A 23056-nucleotide genomic window follows, 5' to 3' on the forward strand; every position below is an offset into this window, starting at 1 on the left:
GCCGGCTTCGGTATCACGGACAGAGGTCGGGAAAACCGCGGATCTGCGGGGCGGACGGAGGGGGGAGCGCCGGGTTCAGCGCGTCGAACCGAGGACCACGGCGACGACCAGTCCCATGATCAGGGTGATCACGATCATCGAGGTCCGGGTCCCCCGCAGCCATCGTCCGAAGTGCTGGTCATGTCGTTCCTGCGCCGTTTCGAGGGCGTCGGTGATGTGTCCCGTGACCATGCGGGCGATGTAACGCTGCTCTTCGAGATACCACCGCTCGATACGGACCTTCTGCTCCCCCGTGAGTTCCGGCACGTAGGCGAGGAAGGCCGCCACGCGCCTCCTCGCGGCGGCCAGGTGGGCCTGCCGGTACAGGTAGTGCTCGATGTCGTTCAAGCCGCGTGCGGCCTCCTCATGCGCGTTCATGCTGTGCTCCAAGAAGGGAATGGGAGGGTGAGCGACCCGCCGTGGCACTCACGCCGGCACCTGGTCGCTCCTGCGCCCCTCGTCGGGGCGTTGCGGATCACCACCGCTGACGAAGGCGTCCCGCGGGTGCTGGACGGAGGCCAGGGAGACGAGGTCCCTGCCGAACAGGGCGGCCGTGAGCCACACGCTGAACACACGGACCTTGCGCTCCCAGGTCGGCACGGCCAGGACGTGGTAGCCGCGGTGCATCAGCCACGCGGGAAGGCCCTTGATGACGATGCTCTTGTACTGGAAGATTCCCCGCCCGAGGCCGAGCGTCGCCACGACCCCCAGGCTCCGGTGGCGGTACTGACGGACCTTGCCTCCGTGCAGGGTCGCCGCGATGTTCTTCGCCAGCAGCTTGCCCTGCCGTACGGCGTGCTGGGCGTTCGGCACCGTGTGGGCGCCCGGCACGGGCGACGCCAGGTCCGGGACGGCGGCGTCGTCGCCCGCCGCCCAGACGTCCGGCACCGGGTCGTTGTCGGTGCCGACGCGCAGATCGGGGCGGACCACGAGCAGGCCGCGCTGGTCGACGGGCAGGTCCGTGTGGTTGAGCACGACCGGGTTCGAGGCGTTGCCCGCGGTCCAGACGACCAGCGCGGAGTCGAACTCCTCGCCGCTGGAGAGCACGACGTGTCCGTCCACGGCCGACAGCAGCTGCGTGTTGAGGTGCACGTGGGCGCCTCGCCGTTCCAGGGAGCTGACCACCCAGGCGCCGGGCCCGGCCGTCACCTCGGGCAGGATGCGGTCACGGGCCTCGACGAGGTGGAAGGACAGTTCGCCGAAGCTCAGTTCCGGATAGGACTTGAGCATGGCGGTCGCGAGGGACAGCAGCTCGCCGAAGCCTTCGACACCGGAGAATCCGCCGCCGACGAACGTCACGGTGAGCAGTTTCCGGCGCTCCGCTCCGGGCGGCAGCGACGCCGCCCGGTCGAAGGCGGTCAGCAACTGGTCACGGACGGCCACCGCCTCTTCCACGTGCTTCAGGCCGATCGCCTGCTGGGCGAGTCCCGGTATCGGGAAGGTGCGGGTGACCGCGCCCGCGGTGACCACCAGGGTGTCGTATCCGAGGCTGTACTCGGGTCCGCTCGCCGGCCGGACGACGACCGTTCGCTCCGCGTGGCGGATCCGCGTGACGCTGCCCGCGATGATCCGGGTGCCGGACAGGTGTCGCCGCAACGACACCGCGGCGTGGCGGGCCTCCACCGATCCCGCGGTCACCTCCGGCAGGAACGGCTGGTAGGTCATGTAGGGGCGGGGATCCACGATCGTCACCCGCGCTTCGCCCTTGTGCAGCAGCTTTTCCAGGCCCCAGGCCGTGTAGAAGCCCGCGTAGCCCCCACCGACGATCAGAATCTCACGCATGATTCCCTCTGTTGGTTGTCTCACCAGGGAGACAAGACGGGGCGCGGGCGTGTGACAGGCGCTGCCGCATCCGGCCCGAGGAGGGGTGCGTCAGAAGTCGAGATCCAGGTAGTCGATGTCGTTGATGGCGACGTCGGAGAGGCCGAGCGCCCGGCTGCCGCCGTCCTGGAAATACACGTCCTTGAGTCCGTCGGCGATGATCTGCCGCATCTGCTGGTCGTCGGCTCCGGCGTCACGGGCGTCGAACAGGCGGCGGGCGTGCTCCGGGGGAAGGTGCACGGTGAGGCGGCGGAAACGGCCGTCGTCAGTGGTGCCGACCGGTGCGGTGTAGCCGAAGCGGGCCCGCGTCTCCACCGTGATGCCGCCCGTGCGCGCGGCCTGGCGCTGCCGCCGCCTGCGGACGCCGGGCTGCCAGCGGCGCCGGACCGCGTCGTCGATCCTCGCGGCGACGTCGGCGCGCGCGTGCTTGCGGGCGCCGCGCCGGTAGCGGTTGACGGAGTCGGCGGTGACCCCGATCTCCTGGGCGACGGCTTTGGCACTGCCCAACTGCTTGAGCAGGTAGCCGATCTTGCCCTTGAGCGTCTTCGGCGGCTCCCGGGTGAACGACTCCCGCCCGGCCCGCTCGATCGCTTCCTCGATCTCGCCTGCCACGGTCAGCTCCCCTCAGGGGTGAAGTGCCGGCCGCGCGCGTCGGCAGGGTTGGATGCCGGCTCCCACTCCGCCGCCTCCAAGGGCAGTACGTCCGCGCACACGGGTCTACTCGCCTTCGTCCAGGACGGCGTCGCCGCCCTTGATGTGCCGTGCGGGGTTGAGCCCCTTCTCCATCAGGTCCACCGCCCACAGCATCGGCTGGGCGCCCTCCAGCTTCGCCAGACCCGGCGTGGGCCCGAGACGGAAGGCGCCGGGCTGGGGCTTCCCGCTGGCCGCGTACGGCAGGAAGTCGAGGGGGCCGGCGCCGGGGCTCGGGTAGACGACGCAGTCGGACAGCACGGCCAGGGGGAACAGCCCCGTCATCCTGGCCATGTTGGTGAGCTTGCGGTGCATGTTGACCCGGGCCTTGCTGATGACGGCGGCGCGGATGTCGGGGCGCCACGTCGGCCGTTCCAGGGCCGGCCACCGCTCGCCCTGCTTGTAGTGCCTGCCCTGAGGGCGCTCGCGCAGCTTGCCGACGCCGCCCTTGACCGTCGCCTTGATCGCGGTGAGTACGGCGAACAGGGCCGCGTCGGTGTGCTTGTGCCGTTCCATCGCGGCGAGGAACTCCGCGTCCGTGAGGTCCCGGGTGACGCCGAGGTCGGCGAGGGTGTCGACGTACGCGTTCTTGAGGCGGTCGTGCCACGGGTCCAGGTAGGCGCCGGTCTCACGGCGCAGGTACGCCTCGATCGGTGCCACGTTGTGACCGAGCTCCTGGGCGTAGGCGACGGTGTGCGTCTGGTACCAGGCCGGGCCGGTCGGGCGGGTGCCGTCCGGTGTGAACGGCGAGGGCAGGCGTGGGTCCAGCTCGATGTGCGAGAGGTCGACCAGCCAGGAGCCGGGGATCTTCGGGTTGAACCTCGGGGCGTGGAAGTGGTCCGGCGCGGACAGGCCGACGACCAGGCGGGCCGCGGCGGCGAGGAACGCCGTGTTGAGGTCCAGGCCGACCGCGTACGGCAGCAGGCACTCCTCGTCCGTGAGCCGGTCCACCGGCCGCACCCACTGGTAGGCCTCCTCGTCGAGGAATCCGCCGCTCCAGCCGCTGCCGACGACGACGGGGTGCTCCGGAGTGGCCTCCGGCGGCGCCGGGTCCATGGGCTGCGTGCCCAGCGAGCCGGGGTGGTGACCGGGCACCCAGTTGCCGGTGGCCTCGTCCCGCTCGGCGCGGGTGGGCGGGCGCAGCGCCGTCATCAGTTCCAGCCCGGAAACGGCCGTGGAGCCACGGGGGGTGATCACCCGCCGGGCGTAGACGCCGAGGACGCGGGCGATGTCGGCCGGTTCCATGGCGGCGACGCCGGGCCAGGACCGCTCGTCTAGGGCGTCCCAGGACAGGATCGCCAGCTGCACGCACTGCCGCTCGTGTCCCTGCACCTTGCGGTAGATCCGCGCCCATGGGCCGAACCCGCGCTGCGTCAGCCGCCACTTGGCCCCGGCCACCTGCTTCACGACCGGGTGGTCGGCGGGCAACCGCAGGGAACGGCGCTGCTCGTGGCCCTCCAGGCGCTCGGGCAGTCCGAGCTTCACGGCTGCCGCGCCGGTGAGCACGACGAGCGGGTCGCTGTCCTTGCCGTAGCGGTGGAGTCTGGCGGCACCGAGGCCGGACTCGCGCAGCGTCCACTCCACCAGCTCCGGGACCGTGGTCGCCGGGCAGTCGAGCACGATGCCGTCGACGCACCAGGCGGAGCCGTCGCCGTCCAGGACGGCGAGTGGACCGTGCGGGAACCGCGGGTCGACGGCGGGTTTCGCCGCGCCGTGCGCGGCCGTACGGCGCGCGGACGCGGCCGGGCGCGCGGCCGGACGGGCGGCGGGCACGGGTGGGGCCTCCGCGACGGGGTGGGGGGCAGGCCCGGCTGGGGCCTCCGCGACCGGACGGGAGGCCGGCGCGTGCGGGGTCCGCACGGCAGGGGCCTCCGCGGGGGTGGCGCTCTCCTGCCCGGGCACGGCCACGCCCGCCCCCGTACCCGACGGGTGGGGCGGCGTGTTGGCACCCGGAGAGGTCGCGGCGGGGGCGCCGTGCGCGGGATACTTCGCCGCCCAGCCGCGCAGCAGCCGCTGGTACGCCTCCAGTCGGGGCGGGCGGGGCTCGGAGCGGCCGTTCTCCCAGTTCTTGACGCTCTGTGTGGTGCTGCGCAGTGCCGCCGCCAGGCGGGCCTGGGTGATGCCGGCCGCCTCACGCAGCCGGGCCCGTTCCGCCGGGGACGGCAGCTGGGGTTCCTCCTCCAGCAGGGCGTCCACGTTGGCGAACAGCTCTTCCTCGGTGGCCATGAGCGTCTACCTCCCGCCCTTACCCTAGCAGTGATTAACCTCCGATTTACCCTTGGGATTAACTTACTTGGGGGACTCTGCTACCTTGACAGCGCGCCACGCCGGACCACCGTACGTGCGGCGTGCACACCGGCACCGTCCAAGGAGATCCGCGTTGCCCGACCGCCGCACCGTCCTGTTCGTGACCGACCTCTCCTACCAGGCCCGGGGACGGCGCTACAGCGACGAGGACATCTGGCTGACCTCCCGGCTGCGCGAGGACTTCGACGTCGCACTGTGCCATCCCCTGGACGCCGCCGCGCTGATGGACACGTTCGACGTGGTCGTGGTCCGCAACAGCGGTCCCGTGCTGCACTACCAGGAGGAGTACGACGCCTTCCGTGCACGGGCCACGACCCGCGGCACCCGGGTGTACAACCCCCTGACCGGCCGTGGCGACATGGCCGGCAAGCAGTACCTGCTGGACCTGACCGCCGCCGGACACCCGGTCATCCCCACCGTCGACCGGCGCGAGCACCTGCACCTGCTGCCGGAGGCCGACCAGTACGCGGTCAAGCCCAAGGCCGGCGCGGACTCCATAGGCCTGGCGTTCCTGTCCCGGGAGGAACTCGGCGGTCTCGTCCACGGCGACATCCTGGTCCAGCCGCGCATCGACTTCCGTTACGAAGTGTCCTTCTACTTCGTCGACGACGCGTTCCAGTACGCCCTGCACGCCCCCGATCCGGGGCGGCGCTGGGAGCTCGAGCACTACGAGGCGACCGACGCCGACCTCGCCTTCGCCCGGCGCTTCATCGACTGGAACACCCTCGACCACGGCATCCAGCGGGTCGACGCCTGCCGTACCCAGGAGGGCGAACTGCTCCTGGTCGAGCTGGAGGACCTCAACCCCTACCTGTCCCTGGGCCTGGTCACCGACGAGGCGCGGGACTCCTTCGTGGCGCACATGACGGCATCCCTGCACCGGTTCCTGGCCGCCGGTCCCGCCATGTGACACGGCGCGCGAGCCTGGAGAGCGATCCGTCGAGCGCCATGAGGCTGGAGAGTGCAGCGATGTCCGAGTTTCGGCTGCGGGACCACCAGATCGAAGCGGTCGCCGCCATCGTGCGGGGCCTCGACGTGCCGTCCGGCGGGATCCCCGCGAACGGTCTGCGCGGTCAGGTGCACGCGGCCTGCGGGACCGGCAAGACCCTGATGGCCGCCGCGGCGGCCGGGCGACTCGTGCCGCGCGGCCGCGTCCTCGTGCTGGTGCCGACGCTGGACCTGCTGGCCCAGACGGTGAAGGCGTGGCACCAGGCCGGTCACAAGGGGCCTGCGGTCGCGGTGTGTTCGCTCCGGGACGACCCGGAGCTGTGGAACCTCAAGGTCCGCTGCACCACCAATCCGGTCCAACTGGCCCTGTGGCACGGTCAGGGTCCCGTCACCCTCTACGCCACCTACGCGTCGCTGCCGGTCCTGGCCGAGGCCTTCGAGGGCGCTTACGGCCAACGGCTCGCCCCCGTGGACCTCGCGGTCGTCGACGAGGCCCACCGGACCAGCGGTTCCCTGGGCAAGGCCTGGGCCGACGTCCACGACCAGCGGGTCGTCCCCGCCGCGCGCCGGCTCTACCTGACGGCCACACCCCGGATCTGGCAGGAGCGGGCACCCCACTGGCAGGTCGCCGAGGGCGTCCGCGACGCGCTGCCCGAGGAGTTGGCGGCCTCGATGGACGACGAGGCCGTCTTCGGCCCCGTCCTGTACAAGCTCTCCCTCGCCTCGGCCGTCTCGCGCGGTCTGCTCGCCCGCTACCAGATCATCGTGATGGAACTGACCGACCCCGTCGTCACGCCGGAACGGCTGATGGGTGAGGAACGGCGCGGTGAGGAGGTACGAGGGCAGCGGCTGGGCACGCTGCAGGCCGCGTTGCTGCGCACCATGGCCGAGCACGACCTGAGCACGTGCATCACCTTCCACCACCGCACGATGGAGGCGCAGGCCTACGCCGAAGGCCTCGGCCGCGTCGCCGCGAAGCTGCACGCCGACCGGCCCGAGGCCTACCCGGCGAAGATCTGGGCGGACTGGCTGTACGGCGAACACGCCGCCGAGCGCCGCAGCGAGGTCCTCGCCGGCTTCGCCACCACCGCCGAACGCGCCGTCCTGTCCAACTGCCGGATCCTCGGTGAGGGCGTCGACATCCGCGCCGTCGACAGCGTCGCCCTGCTCGACCCCAAGGGCGCCCCGCACGACATCGTGCAGGCCATCGGCCGGGCCCTGCGCCAGAAGCCGGGCCAGGGCAAGCTCGCCTCGCTCATCGTCCCCGTCTTCCTGCCGCGCGGGGAGCGGCCGCAGGACATGTTCACCTCCGCCTCCTACCGGCCCCTGGTGAAGGTGCTCGCAGGGCTGCGCGCACACGACGAGGAGGCCGTCGAACTGCTCGCCGTCCCGCAGGAGCCGCAGAAGGACGCCGCACAGCCCTCCGTGTTCATCGGCTCCGCCCCGGGAGAGGGCGAAGCGGAGTCCCGGCTGCTGCTGCGGTTCGCCGCGCCCCGCGACCCGGTCATGGTGGCCCGGTGGGTGTCGTTCAACGTCATCGACACCGAGAGGCAGGACTGGGCACGCGGCTGGTCGGCGCTGAAGCGGTACGCCGAACGCGAGGGCCACGCCCGCGTCCCCTACGGGCACAAGGAGGGGGCCTACCCGCTCGGGCAGTGGATCGCCGAGCAGCGCCGCGCCCACGGGGCCGGGCAGATGACCGGACGGCGCGCCGCCCGCCTGGAGGAGTTCGGCATGGTCTGGTCCCTGCCCGACGAACGGTTCCAGGAGAACCTGGCAGCCGCCCAGGCGTACTACGACGCACACGGGACCCTGTGCGCGCCGAGGTCGGCGACGGCGCTGGACCGGCCCGTGGGGCAGTGGCTGTCCAACCTGCGCCGCCCCGGCGCCCTCGACGGACGGCCGCAGTGGGCGCGGGCGCTGGCCGAGATCGACGAGCACTGGAACCCGGCGTGGCCGCCCGACTGGCAACGCCACTACGCGGCCGCCCGCGAGCTCCTGCGCGACGAGCAGAGCCTGCCTGAGGTGCTGCCCGGTGTCACCGTGCACGGCATGGACATCGGACGGTGGCTGCACAAGAACCGCCGGCACAGCGTCTGGCAGACCCTCACGGACGCACAGCGCGCGCTCCTGGAGCGGCTCGGCGTCACGCCGTCGTCACCGGAACCTGACGCACCCGCCCCTGCCCGCACGCCAGCCCCGAGTGCCTTCCAACGGGGCGTCGCCGCCCTGGCGCAGTACAAGGCCCGCACCGGAGCGGTGGGCCCCGTCAGCCGCTCCCACGTCGAGATCCTGCCGGACGGAACCCAGGTGAAGCTCGGCGTGTGGCTCTCCAACACCAGGAGCAGACGCGCCAAGCTCACCGGCGACCAACTCCGGCGACTGGCCGCCCTCGGGCTCGACTGGGGGCCGGCCTGTACTGATGCCCCAGCATCGAATGACCGTGAGCGGAGGGTTCAATGAGTCGCCGGATAACCCAGGGTGCCCTGGCCGTTGGTTCGATCGGCATCCTGATCAACGTCGTGGATGCCATCCAGTCGGGCCGCCTCGCACCGCACGACGCCTTTGCCGCGTCGGTCGCACTCGGCGCGGCCGCCGAGTTGTTCAAGGGCAGCCGACCCAGGCTGTCGCGGACGCTGTGGGCCACGGCGTCCGCGCTGCTCGTGCTCGGCGGGTCCGTCGCGGGCTACGGAGCGTGGAGCTCGCTGCTCAAGGGCGCAAGCTACGACTGGCTCGACCTCGTCATCGGGGTACTGGTCGTGCTCTACGTCGTCGCCGGCGCGGCCACGTCGGCGGCACGCCGGTCCCGCCGAGCGTCGACGCTCCGTGACGACGGCGACCTGGTCCGCCCGTAGCGGACGGACCGAACCGCGCGCTCCCGCGACCGTGGGTCAGGGGGTGACGAGGACCTTGCTGAGCAGCGGGAGGTGGTCCGAGGCGGTCGGGTCGTTCTGGACCACGCGGGTGAGCAGCGGCGTCACCTTGCGGGTCGTGTAGATGAGGTCGATCCGCTCGGTGGGGGCCTCGGCCGGATAGGTCGCACCGTCGCCGCGGCCGTGGAAGGACGTGGCCCACGCGTCGGTGTACGCCTTCTGCAAGGGCTGCGACTCCGGGGCGGCGGGGAGGGCGTTGAAGTCGCCCACGAGGATTCCGGGCTTCTTCGTGCCGATCAGGTCCACGACCTGTGCCGTCTGCTCCAGGCGGTCGGTCTGCGAGCTGGCGGCCAGGTGGGTGTTGTAGAACTCCACCTTCCTGCCGTGGACGTCGAGGGTGGCGTGCAGCAGACCTCGCTGTTCCTGACCGGGGGACTTGTACAGCCACGTGTTGTCGGAGGCGGTGATCGGGTAGCGCGACAGGATCGCGGTGCCGTACTGCACGCGGTGACCGCCCTCCACCGGCGGGGCGTTGTCGATGTTGGCGCCGAAGACCACGTGGTACCCGAGCAGCGCCGCGAGCTCGGCGGGCTGGTCCGCCCAGTCGCTGCGCGCGGAGTAGTGGTTGTCGACCTCCTGAAGTCCCACCACGTCGGCGCCGCTCTCACGGACGACGTCCGCGATGCGCCGGAGGTCGAGGACGTCGTCGGTGCCCTGAGCGTGGTGGATGTTGAACGTCATGACGTCCAGCACGCGGGGTCCGGAGAACCGCTCGGCGGGGCCCTCCTCGTCCGCCGAGGCCTGGGCGACGGATCCGACGGCGGCGAGCGTGACGACCGTCGCGAGGACGGGCAGGGTGCGGCGGAACATGAGGACCTCCTGGCTCGGGTGCGCAACGGGCCCGATCATGGCCGCGCCCTCTGACCTGCCCCTGGCCGCGACGTGAAGACGAGAAACCCTGCCGGCTACGACAGGGCGTCGGGAACGCCGCACCTCCCCTGTCCCACTCCCCGTCGGACAGCGCCCAAGTCAGCGAGCTGCCGCGGCCTTTCCGGCGCAGCTCAGCCCTTTGCCGCGATGGCTGCTTCGGCTGATGACGGTGAGTCCCTCGCGGCGTGTGCCACCGTCGAAGTGAATCATCTCCGGAGACGCGACTCCGATCTTGCTCGTGGGGTCGAACGCCAGGTAGAGGCCGACCGGCAGGAACATCAGGGACGCGGCGATCGCCAGGAGCACGAACAGGGGCTCCTCGCTGGGGTTGTCGCCGGCGAGGCCGACGATCCACAGCGCTGCCGTCGACCCCACGATGAGCGCGGACGCGGTCAACGAACGCGTTATCGGCCCCCGCCGCAGGCGCCGGGTCGTCTCCAGATCCTGGATGACGAACACGCCCTCGCGTCCGCACTGCCCGCACTCCACCGTCGCCCGCGACTCACCGCGCTCAGGGCGCCGCACCACGGACGAGGTCTCCCGCGACCTGGTCCGGATCAGCCCGGGTTCCTGCTCCAGTTCCATCAGGTGCACCATCGTGAGCTTGATCCGCTCAGGCACGGTCCACGACACGAGCCCTCCCCTTCCTGCCCCCGGAAGCGCCAATCTAGCTCGGCCACACCTCACTCAACAGCCCCTGGAACAAGGCGACTTGCTCAAGAAGCCGGGTCCCTGTCCGTGGCCGTGAACGCCGCGGGGCCCAGGGTGAGAACGCCGTCGGAAAGCGGTGTGCACCGCACGCCGCCCTTGCCTCGCAGCGCGCGCTGGGCACCGGCTCCGATGGTGGTCTCCATCCAGGCACAGGGCCTGGCCGCACTGTTGACCGCCAGCAGGACCGGCCCGTCACCACTGTCCAAGCTGACCGTGGACCCGACATACGCGTCGATGTCCACCCCTTTCAGGAGGACGTTCCGACGCGTCTGCCGAAGGTCGATCGCCGCGTTGATGTGCACCGGAAGATTCTCCACCGCCATGAGAGTGATGGCGGCGCGGCGGTGGGCCGGATGAGCGAAGTACCGGTCGCCGACGATCCCCAGATTCCGTCGTACCTCGACCCTGTCGACGAGTTCCTCCTCCTGCGCCGGAGCCGGGCCGTCGGCGGGGCGTCCCATGAAGCGATGGGTCGGCGACAACAGGAGCTGCATCACTTCCACCGTGGTCATGAAGTGCACTCTACGACGGCGAAAACCGGCGATCGCGTCAGTTGTGGACCATCTGTCGCGCCATGTCCGGCCCTGGCGGCTGGGGAGCGGTTCGCCCGGCCGTTTGTCACCAGGAAATCCGGTCACGGGCGATGACTTTGCCGTCTGACACGAGTCTCCCCCTACCAGGCACGACCCTTGACAGGAGAACCTTCCTCATGACTGATCGCGAAGTGACAGCAGCCGGCAGCCGCAGGGACGGCGTGTGGCCCTTGATCCACGCCGAGCGCGCGGCGCTGGCGGCCGATCTCTCGGAGCTGACGGACGAGGGCTGGACGACGCCCTCGCTGTGCACGGGCTTGACGGTGCGTGAGGTGCTGGCGCACCTCACCGCCGGCGCGAGCCTCAATGCCGTGCGCTGGATGGCGGGGGTGATCCGCAGCAGGTTCGACTTCGACAAGCAGGTGGCCATGCGGCTGGCCGAGCAGTTGGGCTCCACTCCGGCCGAGACCCTCGCGCGGTTCCGGCAGGTCGTCCCGAGCACCACCAAGCCGCCCCTGCCCGCGATCGCGATGCTGGGCGAGACGCTCGTGCACGGAGAGGACATCCGCCGACCGCTGGGCATCCGTCATGACTGTCCGGTCGAGGTCGTCACACAGGTGGCGGAGTACTACCAGGGCTCGGACCTCGTGGTGCTCGCCAAGGGACGCATCGGCGGACTGCGGCTCGTCGCCGACGACGGCCCGTTCGCGACCGGTTCCGGGCCACTCGTGTCCGGGCCCACCTTGGCCCTCGTCATGGCCACGACCGGACGGGCGACCTACTGCGACGACCTCGTGGGCGACGGTGTGGAACTCCTCCGCGGTCGCTGCGGGACGGCGTGACCCGACGCCGACCCGTCAGCCGGACTCCGGGTGCGGGCCGGCTGGGAGGTGCACGGTGAACACCGCGCCCACGCCGGGGGTGCTCTCGGCACTCACTGTCCCGCCATGGGCCTCGACGAACTGACGGACGATGGCTAGGCCCAGCCCGCTCCCGCCCGTGCTCCGGCTGCGGGACTTCTCCGCGCGCCAGAACCGTTCGAAGACGTGGGGCAGGTCCTGCGGGGCGATTCCGTCGCCCGTGTCCCGCACCGTCAGCACCACGTCGTCACCGTCCGGCCGGGCGACGAGCGTGACGCTGCCGTGCGGCCGGGTGTGCCGCAGGGCGTTGGAGACGAGGTTGCCGAGGACCTGGCGCATCCGCACCGGATCGGCGTCCAGCCACAGGCCGGCTCGGACGTCGCTGCGCAGATCGACGTCCGCGGCGTCGGCCGTGCCGCGGTGCGCGGCCACGACCTGGGCGACCAGGTCGTCCGCGCGGACGGGTTCCCGGTGCAGCTCGAAGGTGCCCGCGTCGACCGCGGCGAGGTCCTGCAGATCGTCGATGATGTGCTGGAGCAGCAGGGCCTCGTCGTGGAGCGAGGCGATGAGGCCCGGCTCCGCGTCGACCAGACCGTCACGAGTGGCCTCCAGCCAGCCGCGGATGTTGGTGAGCGGGGTGCGCAGCTCGTGGGCTATGTCGCTGACCATGGCCCTGCGCTGGGCTTCCAGTTGTTCCCGTCGTGCGCTGAGTTCGTTGAAGGCGGCGGCCAGCAGCCCGGTCTCGTCCTTGGTGGTGACGGGGACACGGGTGTGCCGCTGCGGTGGTTGCAGTGCGGCGGTCGTCAGGGCGCGCAGGGGGCGGACGAGACGGACGGCGACGCCCGCGGTCAGGGCGAGACTCAGGGCGAGAACCGCTGCCGTCACTCCGACGATCTTGGCCTTGTTGGTGGTGGAGAGGTCGAACACGGAGATGCGCTGGTTCTGACTGCCCAGGTAGAGGAGTGCCCGGGGCGCGACGAACGGATCGAGCTGGGTGCGGCGCGCGCTGTCGACGCAGTCCTTGGCCTTCTGCCGGCCCTCGGCCGAGAGGCTGCCGTCGTGTGCCGGAATTTTGCTCATTCCGGAGACGACGTCAAGACCTACGCCGAACTTGTATCCGATCATGCTCCGTCCGGGGCCGACGCAGGCCTGCACGAGGTGGTCGAGTTCCTCCAGCGCCGCCGCCTCCGTCCCGGTCGGCGTGTTGAGTTTCCCGTCGGCGCACTCGATGGGCACGCCCGCGTCCCCGGCGTCCTGGGTGATCACCGTGCGTCCGCTGGGGCCCTGCCGCAGGGTGCCGTCGCTGCCGTGCCGGCGCATGCACGACAGGCGTATCTCGGCGAGCTTCCTGACGAACCTGCGCTCCTGGCGGTCGAGCACGTACGGTCCCACGGCCCGTGGGTCGATGCCGGAGAGCTGGCCGCCCGGCTCGGTGTAGGTGTCGATGCGCAGGGGGTCGACGGTGGCCGAGGCACGGTCGGGCAGGGCGGACCCCGCGGGGGCGGAGTCGGCGATGACCCGACCGGTCGTGGTGGTCACGGCGATGCGCCGGTCCGTCGTGCGCGAGAGTGCCAGTACGGTGGCCCGGACCCCGTCCCAGTCGGCGTGGTCCGCGGCGAAGCCGCTCAGTTGCCGGAGGATGTCGGTGTCGTCGGCGAGCAGCTGACCGCGTTCCTCCTGCACGGCGCGCGTGGTGGTCTCCACCGCCAGCCACGCCGTGGCGCCCACGGAGAGCGCGGTGATCGCCATCGAGGTGAGCAGAAGCCGTACCAGCAGGCTTCTGCGCATGGGTATGCCGGCGCGGGAGTCAGCCGCCATCACGACCGCCGGCGAACTTGTATCCGACGCCGAAGACCGTGAGCAGCCGGGAGGGTCTGCGCGGGTCCGGTTCGATCTTCTTGCGCAGGTTCATGATGTGCACGTCGATGGCACGCTCGGTGGACGCGCGGTCGTGGCCGCGGGTGTGGTGCAGCAACTGGCGGCGCGTGAAGACCCGGCCGGGTTCCGCGACCATGGCGTGCAGGATCGCGAACTCGCCGGGCGTGCACGGGACGGCGGCGCCGTCGCAGGTGGCCACGTGGCGGGCCGGATCGACGGTGACACCGCCGGCACGGAGCACGGTGGCCGGCTCCGAGGGCCGCGCGGTGCGGCGCAGCACGGCACGGATGCGTGCCAGCAGCTCCCGTGGGCTGTAGGGCTTGGTCATGTAGTCGTCCGCGCCGGTGTCCAGTCCGAGCAGCAGGTCGTCCTCGGTCGAACGGGCGGTCAGCATCAGGATCGGTATCGGCGCGTCCTCGTCGTCGCGCAGCACCCGGCAGACTCCGTATCCGTCGACCCCGGGCAGCATGAGGTCGAGGACGACGAGATCGGGCCTGCGGCGGCGGGCCTCGTCGATGGCCGCCGGCCCGTCGGTGACCACGACGGCCTCGTGGCCTTCCTTCACGAGCAGCCGGCGGATGAGTTCCGCCTGCATGAGGTCGTCTTCCGCGACCAGGACATGTGCGCACACGACGCCGACTCTAAGCGCCCACGGTCCCCGGAGGGCCGGATGGTCGCCCTTCCCACATGCTGACAACTTCCTGATAAGTCCACGTCAGCCTCGGAGCATGCCCCGGGGCGTGCGTGGTGCGGGCGCTGCCGTGGTGACGTCCAGCGGTGCCGCGCGCCCTTCGCGGCCGGGGCCGGTCACGCTCCACCTCTTCGTGGAGCACACCGTTCACGGACACGACGGAGACACGATGCACCAGAGCGGCACCACCCTGCCCCGCCTCGCCCGGGCGCTTGCCCTGCTGTCCGCCTCGGCATGCCTGCTGACCGGCTGCGGTACGGGGGCACGGTCGGGGGACGAGCGTACGGGCGAGCCCTCGGCCGCCGGCCGGGCGGCGACGCAGCCGCGGATGTCCCTCGGCGTCTCCGACGGGCAGCGGAACGTCTCCGTCCGCACCGGAGGCCGGGTCGTGGTGGAGCACGGCACGCTCACCGACGCGTCGCTGGTCGCCGCGGACGGCCGCCGCGTGCCCGGCACGCTCGCCCCGGGCGGGCGGTCCTGGTCCCCGGACGACGCCCTGGACCACGGCACCACCTACCGGCTGACCGCCGCCGTCAGAGGCGACGCCGGGGCGACGGCGACCAGGAGGATCACGTTCACGACCCTGGCCGAGGCCGACCGCTTCACCGGCACCCACGTCCCGGAGAACGGCTCCACGGTGGGCGTGGGGATGCCGGTCTCGTTCACCTTCGACAGGGCGGTCTCCGACCGGAAGGCCGTCGAGTCCGGCATCGAGGTCACGTCCAGCAGCGGGCAGAAGGTCGTCGGTCACTGGTTCGGCGCGCGTCGGCTCGACTTCCGCCCGCGGCACTACTGGAGGGCCGGATCCGACGTCACGGTCCGCATCCGTCTGGACGGCGTCAGGGGCGCCGAGGGCGCCTACGGCGAGCAGGACGGAACAGTCCGCTTCACCGTGGGCCGGAGTCAGGTGTCCACCGTGGACGCCGCCGCGCACCGGATGACGGTCGTCCGTGACGGCCGCGTCGCGCGGACGATACCCATCACGGCCGGCGCCCCGTCCTCCCCCACCTGGAACGGACGGATGGTGATCTCCGAGAAGCTGAGGACGACCCGGATGAACGGCGCCACCGTCGGCTTCGCCGGTGAGTACGACATCCCCGACGTCCCGCACGCCATGCGCCTGTCCACGTCAGGCACCTTCATCCACGGCAACTACTGGGGCGACGACTCGGTGTTCGGCAGGTCCAACATCAGCCATGGCTGCGTGGGACTCAACGATGTGCAGGGGGGCGGTGACGCCTCGCAGGACGCCGCCTGGTTCTTCGAGAACTCCCTGCTCGGCGACGTGGTCGTGGTGCGCGGTTCGCGGGACGCGACCATCGCCCCGGACAACGGCCTCAACGGCTGGAACATGTCGTGGCGCGAGTGGGAAGCGGGCTCCGCACGGTGAGTGCCCCCTCCCCCGGCAACGAGCCGCTCACGCTGACCAGTTCCTCACATCCGCCCTCCAGGCTGATCAACATGGCTGAGCTTCCCCCCATCGCACCCGCCCCTTCGCGTGCACCACACCACGGGCCGCGCACCACGACGTCCTTGAGCCGCCTCGCGGTGCCGGCGCTCGCGCTGACCCTGTCCGTGACGCTGACCGGGTGCGGCGTCGGCGCCTCGTCCGACGACAACCGGCCGGACACCGCCGCCGCGGCGGCGGAGGGGACGGCGGGCCCGTCAGGGGGACCTGGCACGGCACAAGCGAAGCCCCTGCCCGCCGGCGGACACCGCGCGGAGAGTCGGACGGCTGCTCCCACGCCGTTGCCGGGCGTCGGCCCCCGCACCCTCGCCGCGATCCCGCGGGACACCCGCCAGGTCGTCCTCGTCAGCGGCCGCGGCAAGAACTCCTGGGACTCGGAGGTGACGCTCCACCGGCGCACCGGAGCGGGCTGGCAGCCGGGGGTCACGTGGCCCGCCCACAACGCGCTCAAGGGCTGGACCGATGACCACCGCCTGGGCGATCGGCGTTCCCCCATCGGTGTCTTCACCCTCACCGACGCGGGCGGTCTGCTGCCCGACCCCGGCACGCGGCTGCCGTACGACCGGTCCTCCGGCTTCACGATCAACGGCACCGGGGCCCTCGGTGAGCCGTTGTCGGGCTCCTTCGACTACGTCGTCGCGATCGACTACAACCGTGAGCCCGGCCACTCGCCCCTGGACTGGACCCGTCCGCTCGGCGCCGACAAGGGCGGCGGCATCTGGCTCCACGTCGACCACGAGGGGCCCACGCAGGGCTGCGTCAGCCTGAAGAAGCAGCACATGCGGGAACTGCTGCTGTGGCTCGATCCCGAGCAGCACCCGGTGGTCGTGATGGGAGACGCCGCGTCACTTCGCCGATGACCGGGTGAGCGGACCCGTGCGGGGAGGCGTCGACGTCAGGCGTCCGCGACGGTCGTGGTCACGGGTGCGCCGATCTCGACGGTTCTGCTCACCGTGCAGAGCCGGTCGTGGGACGCCTTCACCGCGCGGGGCAGGATGGCGCGGGCGCGTTCCGCGCCCTCGTCGCCGTCCGCGAACGTGACGGTGAAGGTGACCTGGAGGTTCGTCATCCGGTTGCCCAGGTCGTCACTGATCTTGTCGCCGGTCACCGCCACGGAGAAACCGGTGGGCTCCGCGTGGCGGCCGGTGGCGACGTCGACGTCCACGGCCGTGCACCCTCCGATGGCGGCGAGGAACAATTCGACCGGCGTGAAGCCGGTGTCCTGCCCGCTGTCCGAGGACGTACCGAAAGTGATCGATCCGCCGCGGACGTTGGTCGCGACGAACCGGCCGCTGCCGGTGCGCTCGACGATGACGGAACGCTCCGAGTTTTCGCTCATGTCATCGACACTAGCCGTTGGGCGCCACCGACCTGTCGCTCGACGTCGGCTCGATCTCGAAAGGAGGGTGGGCCATGGAGGAGATCGTCCTCGAATCCATCCGGTACTCCGCGGCGTGTCAGGACTGCGGTGCGGAGCTGGAGTGCCTGGGCGTCCTGGCTCTCGTCGACGGCCGCGTGCGGTGGGACGTCGAGTCCATGTGTTCCCGGTGCGGGCTCACGCTCGCGGTGTGTGGTGAGGACCTGCCGAGCGAGCGGCGTGAGCAGCTCCTCCGTGAGCATGGACCGGCGCGGCTGGAGGTGGTCGGTCCGCAGGCGGACGGCGCGAGGATCATGCGGGTGCTGCGCGCCGCACGCGGCGTCGACCTGGCACAGGCCCGGACGGAGCTTGCGCGTCTGCGCAGCGGGGACTGGTCGGGCACCCTGCCCGAGACGGAACTCCTGGCTCGCCGGCTTCGGGCGCAGGGGGTCGACGCCGTGGCTGTCCGATCCGGGCGGCCTCGATCCCGCACCTGAGTGATACGGCCCGCAGCCCCTCCTCCGTTGAACTGCCCGACAGCGTACGCCAGTTGTCTCTCAACTCTCGCTGGACACAGGGAAGTTGACTGGGCAACATGGACACGCCACAGCTGTTCGCGTCGGCCGAAAGGGCAGGGGCACACCGATGGACGTCGGCCCGAGAACCGTTCCTCGTGAGTACCGGATCAGTTCGGCCCAGATACGCGCCATGGTCCTCGCGTCCGTCGGCGGCGCGATCACGATCGTGGTCCCGCTGCTCGTCCTCGAGGGTTTGCCGGTCCTCGCCCGGACCCTCGGCAGCGTGGCGACACTGGGCCTGCTCGGGTGGCTCCTGTGGGCCGCGAGGCGCTGCGCGACGACGGCGGACGTCAAGGCGTTGAGGGTGCGCGGCCTCGTCACGCGTCGTCATCTGGCGTGGGAGGACGTCCAGGAGCTGCGCGTCGAACCCAATCCGGGAGCGGGCGCCGCCAGTCACGCGGCGAATGTGATCGTCTGCGCCTACGGCCGGGACGGGCGCCGTCTCATACTGCCGTTCGTCGACGACCGCCACGTGCATGTGGAGCGCGAGTTCGCGGTGCTTCAGGCGATCTGGTTCCAACTGCGCGGCGCCGACTGGAGACCCGATCCGGAGGCGGCACGTCACATCGACCGGCACACGGCACGGCAGTCCGCCCTCGGCTGCGGAATCGCCGCGATGTTCTTGTCCATCGTCCCCATCACCGGAATCTCGCTGCTCACGGTGTTCTTCGACATGCCCGAGTTCGTGAACACCCTGGTATGGCCTTGGATCTTCCTGGTCGGTCCTCCCGCTGTCCTCTTTCTCACCATGTACGGCGTCTACCGCAAGACTCTGCGTCAGACCCCGCCCCGGTGACCGCGGGCACGAGTCAGTCCAGGAGCGCGACGAGCCCGTGCACCCAGACGGCGAGAAAGGCGAGGACCGCCACCAGGCATCCGGCACCCACCAGGAACCCGACGAGCCCGCCTCCCCGACCGTCCGCCGGCTCGCCCGAGGGCACCGCGTCCCAGTCGACGGGGTGTCCCACGAGGTCGGAGCATTCCGCTCGTACGGCTGCGAGCCGCTCCCTGGCACATGCCGTACGGGCGCGCGACTCGGGACCCTGCCAGCCAAGTGCCCGCATACGCCCCGGACCTGAGGGGTACCGGGCCTCGAAGGCGGAGGTCTCCGCCGCGTCCCGGTCCTGTTCGAGGTACATCCAGCGGCCCGCCTGCGCGGGTTCTCCGTACAGGCGGTACACCTCGGCCAGGCGCCGGCGAAGCTCCAGGTCGGTCGGGTAGGACGACACCAGCCCCCGCAGGCGCTGACGCGCGACGGGGACGCGGCCGGCCGCCAGATCGGCGTCGACGCGGGCAAGGGTCTCCTTCCACGGCATGCCCGCATGATCGGCCGACGCGACGACCTCCGTCGACCCGTTTTTCTCCCGCCCTGCCCCCATGGAACGGCACCACCCGCACCACGTCGCCGGAGGGCGGCCTCCGCGGGACCGGTGCCGCGACGGGCGCGGTACCGGTCCCCGTGTCACCTCACCTCAGACCGAAGGCGCGCGTGACGCTCTGGGTGATCGAGCCGCCCGTCGCGTCCGTGGCGACGGCCCGCAGCGACACGAACGCGGCCGAGCGAGGCGCGGACAGGAGCGCGGTCCACGCGCCGTCGCGTCGCGAGGTCTTCACGCGGTGCCAGGTGGTCCCGTCGTCGTAGGAGACGTCGAGCCGGACGGAGGACACCTCGGTCTCGGGGGCGCCGAGCACCGACGGGGTGAGCGTGAGGGCGGCCGTGCGGCGGGCTCTGCCGTCGGTGTCGAGGTCCACACCGTAGTCGAGCTGCACCAGCGGGACGGTCTCGTTCTCGGCCTGCCCGGAGACGAAGGACCACTCGGTGTGGGTGGATGTGGAGTACCGGCTGAACGCAGGGGCGTCGTGGGTGGCGTCGACCACGAGCCGGTACGACAGACGCTCGGGGGCCAGGCCCGAGGCGTATCCGCTGTCGAAGTCCGTTTCCGCGAGCAGTGTGTCTCCCTGGTAGAGCGCGGTGCGCTGCGACAGACCACCGCCCCAGCCCTTGCCCGAGTGTGCCGCTCCGCCGCTCCCCCACGCCGGTGTGTCGTAGTACAGGACGCTGCCGTTCTCCCGTGAGGGGAGGTTGTCACCGATCATGCGAGGGCGCGTGACCGGTGTGGTCCACCGTTCCTCATGGGTGCGGGCGGAGGGGTACGTCACGGCCTCGGACATCTCGGTCGTCATGTCGCCGACGTCGACCCTCTGCTGCCATCTGGAGTCAGCGCTGGTCGAGACCCAGTCGGTGCGCCGTCCCCGCTGGACCGGTTCGGTGAGGAAGTTCCAGGCGCCGCCCAGGAGGTAGCGAGGGAGGTCGACACGTGTCTCCGAGGCGGGCGTCGACGCACCGTGGCCGAACGTGACATCCACGCGTGCGAGGTTCCGGGCGTCGGCCCGATGCGTCAGGTCCGGCGGGATCGCTGTCGTGTGATGGCTGACCAGGTCGTACAGATAGGAGGGAACGGGGTGTGCCGTCGTGCGCAGACGCGTCCTGTCCCGGGACGACGCCGCGATGTCGGCGATCAGGGATTCGCCGTCGCTCCTGGTGACCGATGCCACCGCCAGCGGCCCGGTCGAGAGGTAGTCGCTGTCGCCGTACCAGGTGTGGAGTCTGCCGACCGCGTCGTTGACGACGAGCAGGAGCCGCACCCCGGCGGCCTGGGCGGCCTGGGTCTGTTCGTACGGTGTGACGGTGGCGCTGCGGCGAACGACGGCCGCCTTGCCCCGCGCGGAGAGGTGGCTGTACTCGGCGGCGGAGCCGGTGCCCGCGAAGACGGCATCCAGGTTCGCGCTGCCGTCCGGAAGGGACTTGGCACCCCTTTGCATGAGCACATCCAGGTCGTGCGTCCCGTGGGAGACCTGGAGCGGGGTCTGCGGGGCCCGCCACCTGGTGGTGAACTCGAAGCCGCCGACCTTCACCTTCTCCGGGGAGGGTTGGGCCCACACGCTGTCGTAGGTCGCATCGATCATCTTGCTGTCGATCCAGTCCCCGTACGTCCCGGGTTTCGGCTGCGCGGTCGTGAACGAACGCCAGTACTCGACCCTGGTGTTCGTCGGCATGCTCGGCCGGGGCGTCAGCGCGCGGACCTGACGGGCCTGGGAGGCGTCGAAGGTGACCGTCGTGGGATCCGTCAGTTCGACCTCCGGGTCGCCCAGCAGCGCGAGGCCCTTGGAGTACGGACCGTGCGCGCCACGGACGTCCTTGAACATCATCGCGGAGTACGTGTCGCGGGGCAGGTGGAGGGTGAGGCCGTCCTCCGGCACCCGGTGGGACCGGAAGTACGGATCGTTGGCGCCCTTGAGGGTGACCGTGCCTGTCGTGGGCTGCCCGTCACGGTCCTTGGCCCGGAGCGTCAGGTCGTACCGCTCGGACTCCGTCCGCGTGCTGAGGATGGTGTGGGCGGCGACCGCGCCGGCGGCGTCCCGCGCGACGATCCGGCCGGTGTGGCCGCCGACGGCCACCTTGCGCGGGTCGACGACGAGGCCGACCGAGGCGCTGTCGTGCGCCGGGACGGTGACCTGGTCGGATGCCAGGGTGAACAGTTCGCTGGGGCTGTCGCCCCGGTCCAGCGTCAACCGCAGGGACACCGGGGTGTCGCCGTGGTTCGTGTAGGTGACGGAGCGTTCGATCGGCTGCGGGTCGCGCGACCATTTGATCAGGCCTGTGTCTATCGAGCCGGAGGCCACGACTCGCGCCCCGAAGGCCGCGGCGGCGTCGACACGGCCGGTACCGCCACGGTAGGCACTCGTCTCCGGCGTCGCCTTGCTCGTGCTCATCAAGGCGTCCTTGAGCTGCTGTCCCGACCAGTCGGGGTGCTTCTGGGCGAGCAGCGCGGCGGCACCGGCGACGTGCGGAGTCGCCATGGACGTACCGCTCTTGACGGTGTAGTAGCCCTCGCCGGTGGTGTGGTGCGAGCGAGCGGCCAGCACGTTGACCCCCGGCGCGGTGACGTCCGGCTTGAGTCCGTCGTCACCCTCGCGCGGGCCGCTGCTGGAGAAGCCTGCCATCTGGTCCGTGGAGTCGACCGCGCCCACGGTGAGCGCCGCTGCCGCCGTGCCCGGCGCGTTGACGGTGTACTCGCCCGGTCCGGAGTTGCCCGCCGCGATGACGAAGAGCGCACCGGTCTCCTCGCTGAGGCGGTTCACGCTCCGGCTCATCGGATCCGTCTGGGTGTGCAGGGAGGAGCTGCCCAGACTCATGCTGATGATTCTGGCCTTCTCGGTCCTGGCGGCCCACTCCATCCCGGCGATGATCCAGGACTCGTCGCCGGATCCGCTGTCGCCGAGGACCTTGCCGATGGCCAGGTCGGCGCCCGGGGCGACACCCCTCTCCTTGCCGTCCGAGGCCGCACCGGTGCCCGAGACGGTCGACGCGACGTGTGTACCGTGCCCGCGACGGTCGGTGAGGTCCTCGCCCGGTACGAAGCTCCGGCCGGCGACTATGCGTCCCTGGAGATCCGGGTGGTCGGCGTCGATGCCGGTGTCGAGCACGGCCACCTTGACCCCGGCGCCGGTCGCGCCGGCGTCCCAGACCCGTGGCGCTCCGATCTGAGCGGTGCTGTCCGCCAAGGCCGCCGTGACCTTGCCGTCCAGCCAGATCTTGTCGATGCCGCCGGACAGGGAGGGCGGTCCCGCGACGGTCTCACGGACGCCGTTGCCGTTCGGCTCCGGCACGAGGGCCTGCCACAGGCTCGCGGCACGGGAACGGTCCGCGGTGGCGGACTCGCCGCCCACGGAGGTCAGTTGCCGCTCGGGGCGGAGTCCGGGCAGGTCGGTGCGGGCGAGACGGGACGCCGCGGCGTCGCGGGTGACGATCAGGGGAAGCCCGGCCGCACGCTCGTCGTCGTACCCCTGGGCCATGAGCCCGGTGACGTTGAAGAGCCGCCTGTCGAGTGCGCCGGAGGCGACGTAGGGCTCGGCGTCGTCGGGGATCACGTAGGTGCCCGAGGCGTCGGTGACGGTCCGCACGGATCCGGTGGCACCCGGGCGGCGCTCGACGCTCATCGATGCCGGTGCGCCGTTCGCCGTCGGCGTGACGGTGACCTTGTCGCCGGTGATCAGGGTGACGGTGCGGGTGGTGCCGACAGGGCCCGCCGCCGCGCGCGGCGACGAGCTGCCGACCGTGGCGGGAGGGGAGGGAGGTGAGGTCGCGGACGCAGGGGCCGCGCCCAGGGACGACAGGAGCACCAGGGCGATGCCTGACACCGCCATGCGCCCGCCAAGTGGGAAGGGAGGCAAAGGAGTTCCTCACAGAAGGAGACATCGGGGAGTTGCGCCTCCTGAATTGACCGGGTGGACGCCCAGGCGGTCAACACATCCCGGTGTCGTATCGACGCCGTGTCACAACTACGCCGAGCGGCGACGGCCGAGATCGG

The 23056-nt window shown here is 71.2% G+C and carries 20 protein-coding genes; 8 read left to right on the plus strand and 12 right to left on the minus strand.

The window, feature by feature from the left end:
- Positions 1-75 precede the first annotated feature (75 nt).
- From ACZ7LV_RS16610 to tap, 4 genes are all read right to left on the minus strand, one after another.
- Positions 76-417 (minus strand): hypothetical protein, encoded by a 342-nt coding sequence (locus ACZ7LV_RS16610; RefSeq protein WP_471939950.1) that lies wholly within the window; start codon positions 415-417, stop codon positions 76-78.
- Positions 418-465: 48 nt separating this feature from the next.
- A complete protein-coding gene (locus ACZ7LV_RS16615; RefSeq protein WP_471939952.1) occupies positions 466-1821 on the minus strand; it encodes an NAD(P)/FAD-dependent oxidoreductase in 1356 nt (451 codons plus the stop codon).
- 90 nt (positions 1822-1911) lie between these two features.
- Complete coding sequence (tpg, locus tag ACZ7LV_RS16620; RefSeq protein WP_471939954.1) at positions 1912-2472, minus strand: telomere-protecting terminal protein Tpg; 561 nt, start codon at positions 2470-2472, stop codon at positions 1912-1914.
- A gap of 105 nt (positions 2473-2577) precedes the next feature.
- On the minus strand, positions 2578-4776 hold the full coding sequence (gene tap / locus ACZ7LV_RS16625) for a telomere-associated protein Tap (RefSeq protein WP_471939956.1): 2199 nt from the start codon (positions 4774-4776) through the stop codon (positions 2578-2580).
- A gap of 154 nt (positions 4777-4930) precedes the next feature.
- Between tap and ACZ7LV_RS16630 the strand changes: the two genes are divergently transcribed.
- The 3 genes from ACZ7LV_RS16630 to ACZ7LV_RS16640 are packed head-to-tail and all read left to right on the plus strand — an operon-like array spanning position 4931 to position 8660.
- Positions 4931-5767: an ATP-grasp domain-containing protein gene (locus ACZ7LV_RS16630; protein WP_471939958.1), complete on the plus strand. Its 837-nt coding sequence runs from the start codon at positions 4931-4933 to the stop codon at positions 5765-5767.
- Positions 5768-5826: 59 nt separating this feature from the next.
- Complete coding sequence (locus ACZ7LV_RS16635) at positions 5827-8268, plus strand: helicase associated domain-containing protein (protein ID WP_471939960.1); 2442 nt, start codon at positions 5827-5829, stop codon at positions 8266-8268.
- A complete protein-coding gene (locus ACZ7LV_RS16640; protein WP_471939962.1) occupies positions 8265-8660 on the plus strand; it encodes a hypothetical protein in 396 nt (131 codons plus the stop codon). Before ACZ7LV_RS16635 ends, ACZ7LV_RS16640 begins: the two co-directional genes overlap by 4 nt.
- Before the next feature lie 36 nt (positions 8661-8696).
- On the opposite strand, the gene ACZ7LV_RS16645 is transcribed toward ACZ7LV_RS16640, so the two are convergent.
- From ACZ7LV_RS16645 to ACZ7LV_RS16655, 3 genes are all read right to left on the minus strand, one after another.
- Positions 8697-9548: an endonuclease/exonuclease/phosphatase family protein gene (locus tag ACZ7LV_RS16645; RefSeq protein WP_471939964.1), complete on the minus strand. Its 852-nt coding sequence runs from the start codon at positions 9546-9548 to the stop codon at positions 8697-8699.
- 159 nt (positions 9549-9707) lie between these two features.
- On the minus strand, positions 9708-10241 hold the full coding sequence (locus tag ACZ7LV_RS16650; RefSeq protein ID WP_471939965.1) for a hypothetical protein: 534 nt from the start codon (positions 10239-10241) through the stop codon (positions 9708-9710).
- Between the two features lie 83 nt (positions 10242-10324).
- On the minus strand, positions 10325-10831 hold the full coding sequence (locus ACZ7LV_RS16655) for a molybdenum cofactor biosysynthesis protein (protein ID WP_471939967.1): 507 nt from the start codon (positions 10829-10831) through the stop codon (positions 10325-10327).
- A 197-nt stretch (positions 10832-11028) separates the two neighbouring features.
- On the opposite strand from ACZ7LV_RS16655, the gene ACZ7LV_RS16660 reads away from it, so the two are divergent.
- Entirely contained in the window at positions 11029-11694 is a 666-nt protein-coding gene (locus tag ACZ7LV_RS16660) for a maleylpyruvate isomerase family mycothiol-dependent enzyme (protein WP_471939969.1), read from the plus strand.
- 15 nt (positions 11695-11709) lie between these two features.
- On the opposite strand, the gene ACZ7LV_RS16665 is transcribed toward ACZ7LV_RS16660, so the two are convergent.
- Both ACZ7LV_RS16665 and ACZ7LV_RS16670 read right to left on the minus strand, forming a co-directional pair.
- On the minus strand, positions 11710-13530 hold the full coding sequence (locus ACZ7LV_RS16665; RefSeq protein ID WP_471939970.1) for a sensor histidine kinase: 1821 nt from the start codon (positions 13528-13530) through the stop codon (positions 11710-11712).
- Positions 13520-14221 (minus strand): response regulator, encoded by a 702-nt coding sequence (locus tag ACZ7LV_RS16670; protein ID WP_471939972.1) that lies wholly within the window; start codon positions 14219-14221, stop codon positions 13520-13522. Before ACZ7LV_RS16670 ends, ACZ7LV_RS16665 begins: the two co-directional genes overlap by 11 nt.
- Positions 14222-14450: 229 nt before the next feature.
- Here ACZ7LV_RS16670 and ACZ7LV_RS16675 point away from each other — a divergent pair, with 229 nt between their 5' ends.
- Positions 14451-15671, plus strand: a complete 1221-nt coding sequence (locus ACZ7LV_RS16675; protein WP_471939974.1) for a L,D-transpeptidase — start codon at positions 14451-14453, stop codon at positions 15669-15671.
- A 71-nt stretch (positions 15672-15742) separates the two neighbouring features.
- Positions 15743-16609, plus strand: coding sequence for a L,D-transpeptidase family protein (locus tag ACZ7LV_RS16680; RefSeq protein ID WP_471939976.1), 867 nt, complete (start codon positions 15743-15745; stop codon positions 16607-16609).
- A gap of 35 nt (positions 16610-16644) precedes the next feature.
- On the opposite strand, the gene ACZ7LV_RS16685 is transcribed toward ACZ7LV_RS16680, so the two are convergent.
- Positions 16645-17088: an OsmC family protein gene (locus ACZ7LV_RS16685; protein ID WP_471939978.1), complete on the minus strand. Its 444-nt coding sequence runs from the start codon at positions 17086-17088 to the stop codon at positions 16645-16647.
- 74 nt (positions 17089-17162) lie between these two features.
- On the opposite strand from ACZ7LV_RS16685, the gene ACZ7LV_RS16690 reads away from it, so the two are divergent.
- Entirely contained in the window at positions 17163-17603 is a 441-nt protein-coding gene (locus tag ACZ7LV_RS16690; RefSeq protein ID WP_471939980.1) for a hypothetical protein, read from the plus strand.
- 148 nt (positions 17604-17751) lie between these two features.
- On the plus strand, positions 17752-18480 hold the full coding sequence (locus tag ACZ7LV_RS16695) for a PH domain-containing protein (RefSeq protein ID WP_471939982.1): 729 nt from the start codon (positions 17752-17754) through the stop codon (positions 18478-18480).
- A 13-nt stretch (positions 18481-18493) separates the two neighbouring features.
- On the opposite strand, the gene ACZ7LV_RS16700 is transcribed toward ACZ7LV_RS16695, so the two are convergent.
- Positions 18494-19000 (minus strand): DUF6584 family protein, encoded by a 507-nt coding sequence (locus ACZ7LV_RS16700; protein WP_471939984.1) that lies wholly within the window; start codon positions 18998-19000, stop codon positions 18494-18496.
- 151 nt (positions 19001-19151) lie between these two features.
- A complete protein-coding gene (locus tag ACZ7LV_RS16705; protein ID WP_471939986.1) occupies positions 19152-22892 on the minus strand; it encodes a S8 family serine peptidase in 3741 nt (1246 codons plus the stop codon).
- Positions 22893-23056: the final 164 nt, after the last annotated feature.

The sequence above is a fragment of the Streptomyces sp. NPDC107562 genome, from assembly GCF_055657325.1.

Excerpts from the sequence above, each read along its gene's own strand:
- ACZ7LV_RS16610 (WP_471939950.1), bottom strand. The coding sequence starts at position 417 with ATGAACGCGCATGAGGAGGCCGCACGCGGCTTGAACGACATCGAGCAC.
- ACZ7LV_RS16615 (WP_471939952.1), bottom strand. The coding sequence starts at position 1,821 with ATGCGTGAGATTCTGATCGTCGGTGGGGGCTACGCGGGCTTCTACACG.
- tap (WP_471939956.1), bottom strand. The coding sequence starts at position 4,776 with ATGGCCACCGAGGAAGAGCTGTTCGCCAACGTGGACGCCCTGCTGGAG.
- ACZ7LV_RS16635 (WP_471939960.1), top strand. The coding sequence starts at position 5,827 with ATGTCCGAGTTTCGGCTGCGGGACCACCAGATCGAAGCGGTCGCCGCC.
- ACZ7LV_RS16640 (WP_471939962.1), top strand. The coding sequence starts at position 8,265 with ATGAGTCGCCGGATAACCCAGGGTGCCCTGGCCGTTGGTTCGATCGGC.
- ACZ7LV_RS16645 (WP_471939964.1), bottom strand. The coding sequence starts at position 9,548 with ATGTTCCGCCGCACCCTGCCCGTCCTCGCGACGGTCGTCACGCTCGCC.
- ACZ7LV_RS16655 (WP_471939967.1), bottom strand. The coding sequence starts at position 10,831 with ATGACCACGGTGGAAGTGATGCAGCTCCTGTTGTCGCCGACCCATCGC.
- ACZ7LV_RS16660 (WP_471939969.1), top strand. The coding sequence starts at position 11,029 with ATGACTGATCGCGAAGTGACAGCAGCCGGCAGCCGCAGGGACGGCGTG.
- ACZ7LV_RS16665 (WP_471939970.1), bottom strand. The coding sequence starts at position 13,530 with ATGGCGGCTGACTCCCGCGCCGGCATACCCATGCGCAGAAGCCTGCTG.
- ACZ7LV_RS16675 (WP_471939974.1), top strand. The coding sequence starts at position 14,451 with ATGCACCAGAGCGGCACCACCCTGCCCCGCCTCGCCCGGGCGCTTGCC.
- ACZ7LV_RS16680 (WP_471939976.1), top strand. The coding sequence starts at position 15,743 with ATGGCTGAGCTTCCCCCCATCGCACCCGCCCCTTCGCGTGCACCACAC.
- ACZ7LV_RS16685 (WP_471939978.1), bottom strand. The coding sequence starts at position 17,088 with ATGAGCGAAAACTCGGAGCGTTCCGTCATCGTCGAGCGCACCGGCAGC.
- ACZ7LV_RS16690 (WP_471939980.1), top strand. The coding sequence starts at position 17,163 with ATGGAGGAGATCGTCCTCGAATCCATCCGGTACTCCGCGGCGTGTCAG.
- ACZ7LV_RS16695 (WP_471939982.1), top strand. The coding sequence starts at position 17,752 with ATGGACGTCGGCCCGAGAACCGTTCCTCGTGAGTACCGGATCAGTTCG.
- ACZ7LV_RS16700 (WP_471939984.1), bottom strand. The coding sequence starts at position 19,000 with ATGCCGTGGAAGGAGACCCTTGCCCGCGTCGACGCCGATCTGGCGGCC.
- ACZ7LV_RS16705 (WP_471939986.1), bottom strand. The coding sequence starts at position 22,892 with ATGGCGGTGTCAGGCATCGCCCTGGTGCTCCTGTCGTCCCTGGGCGCG.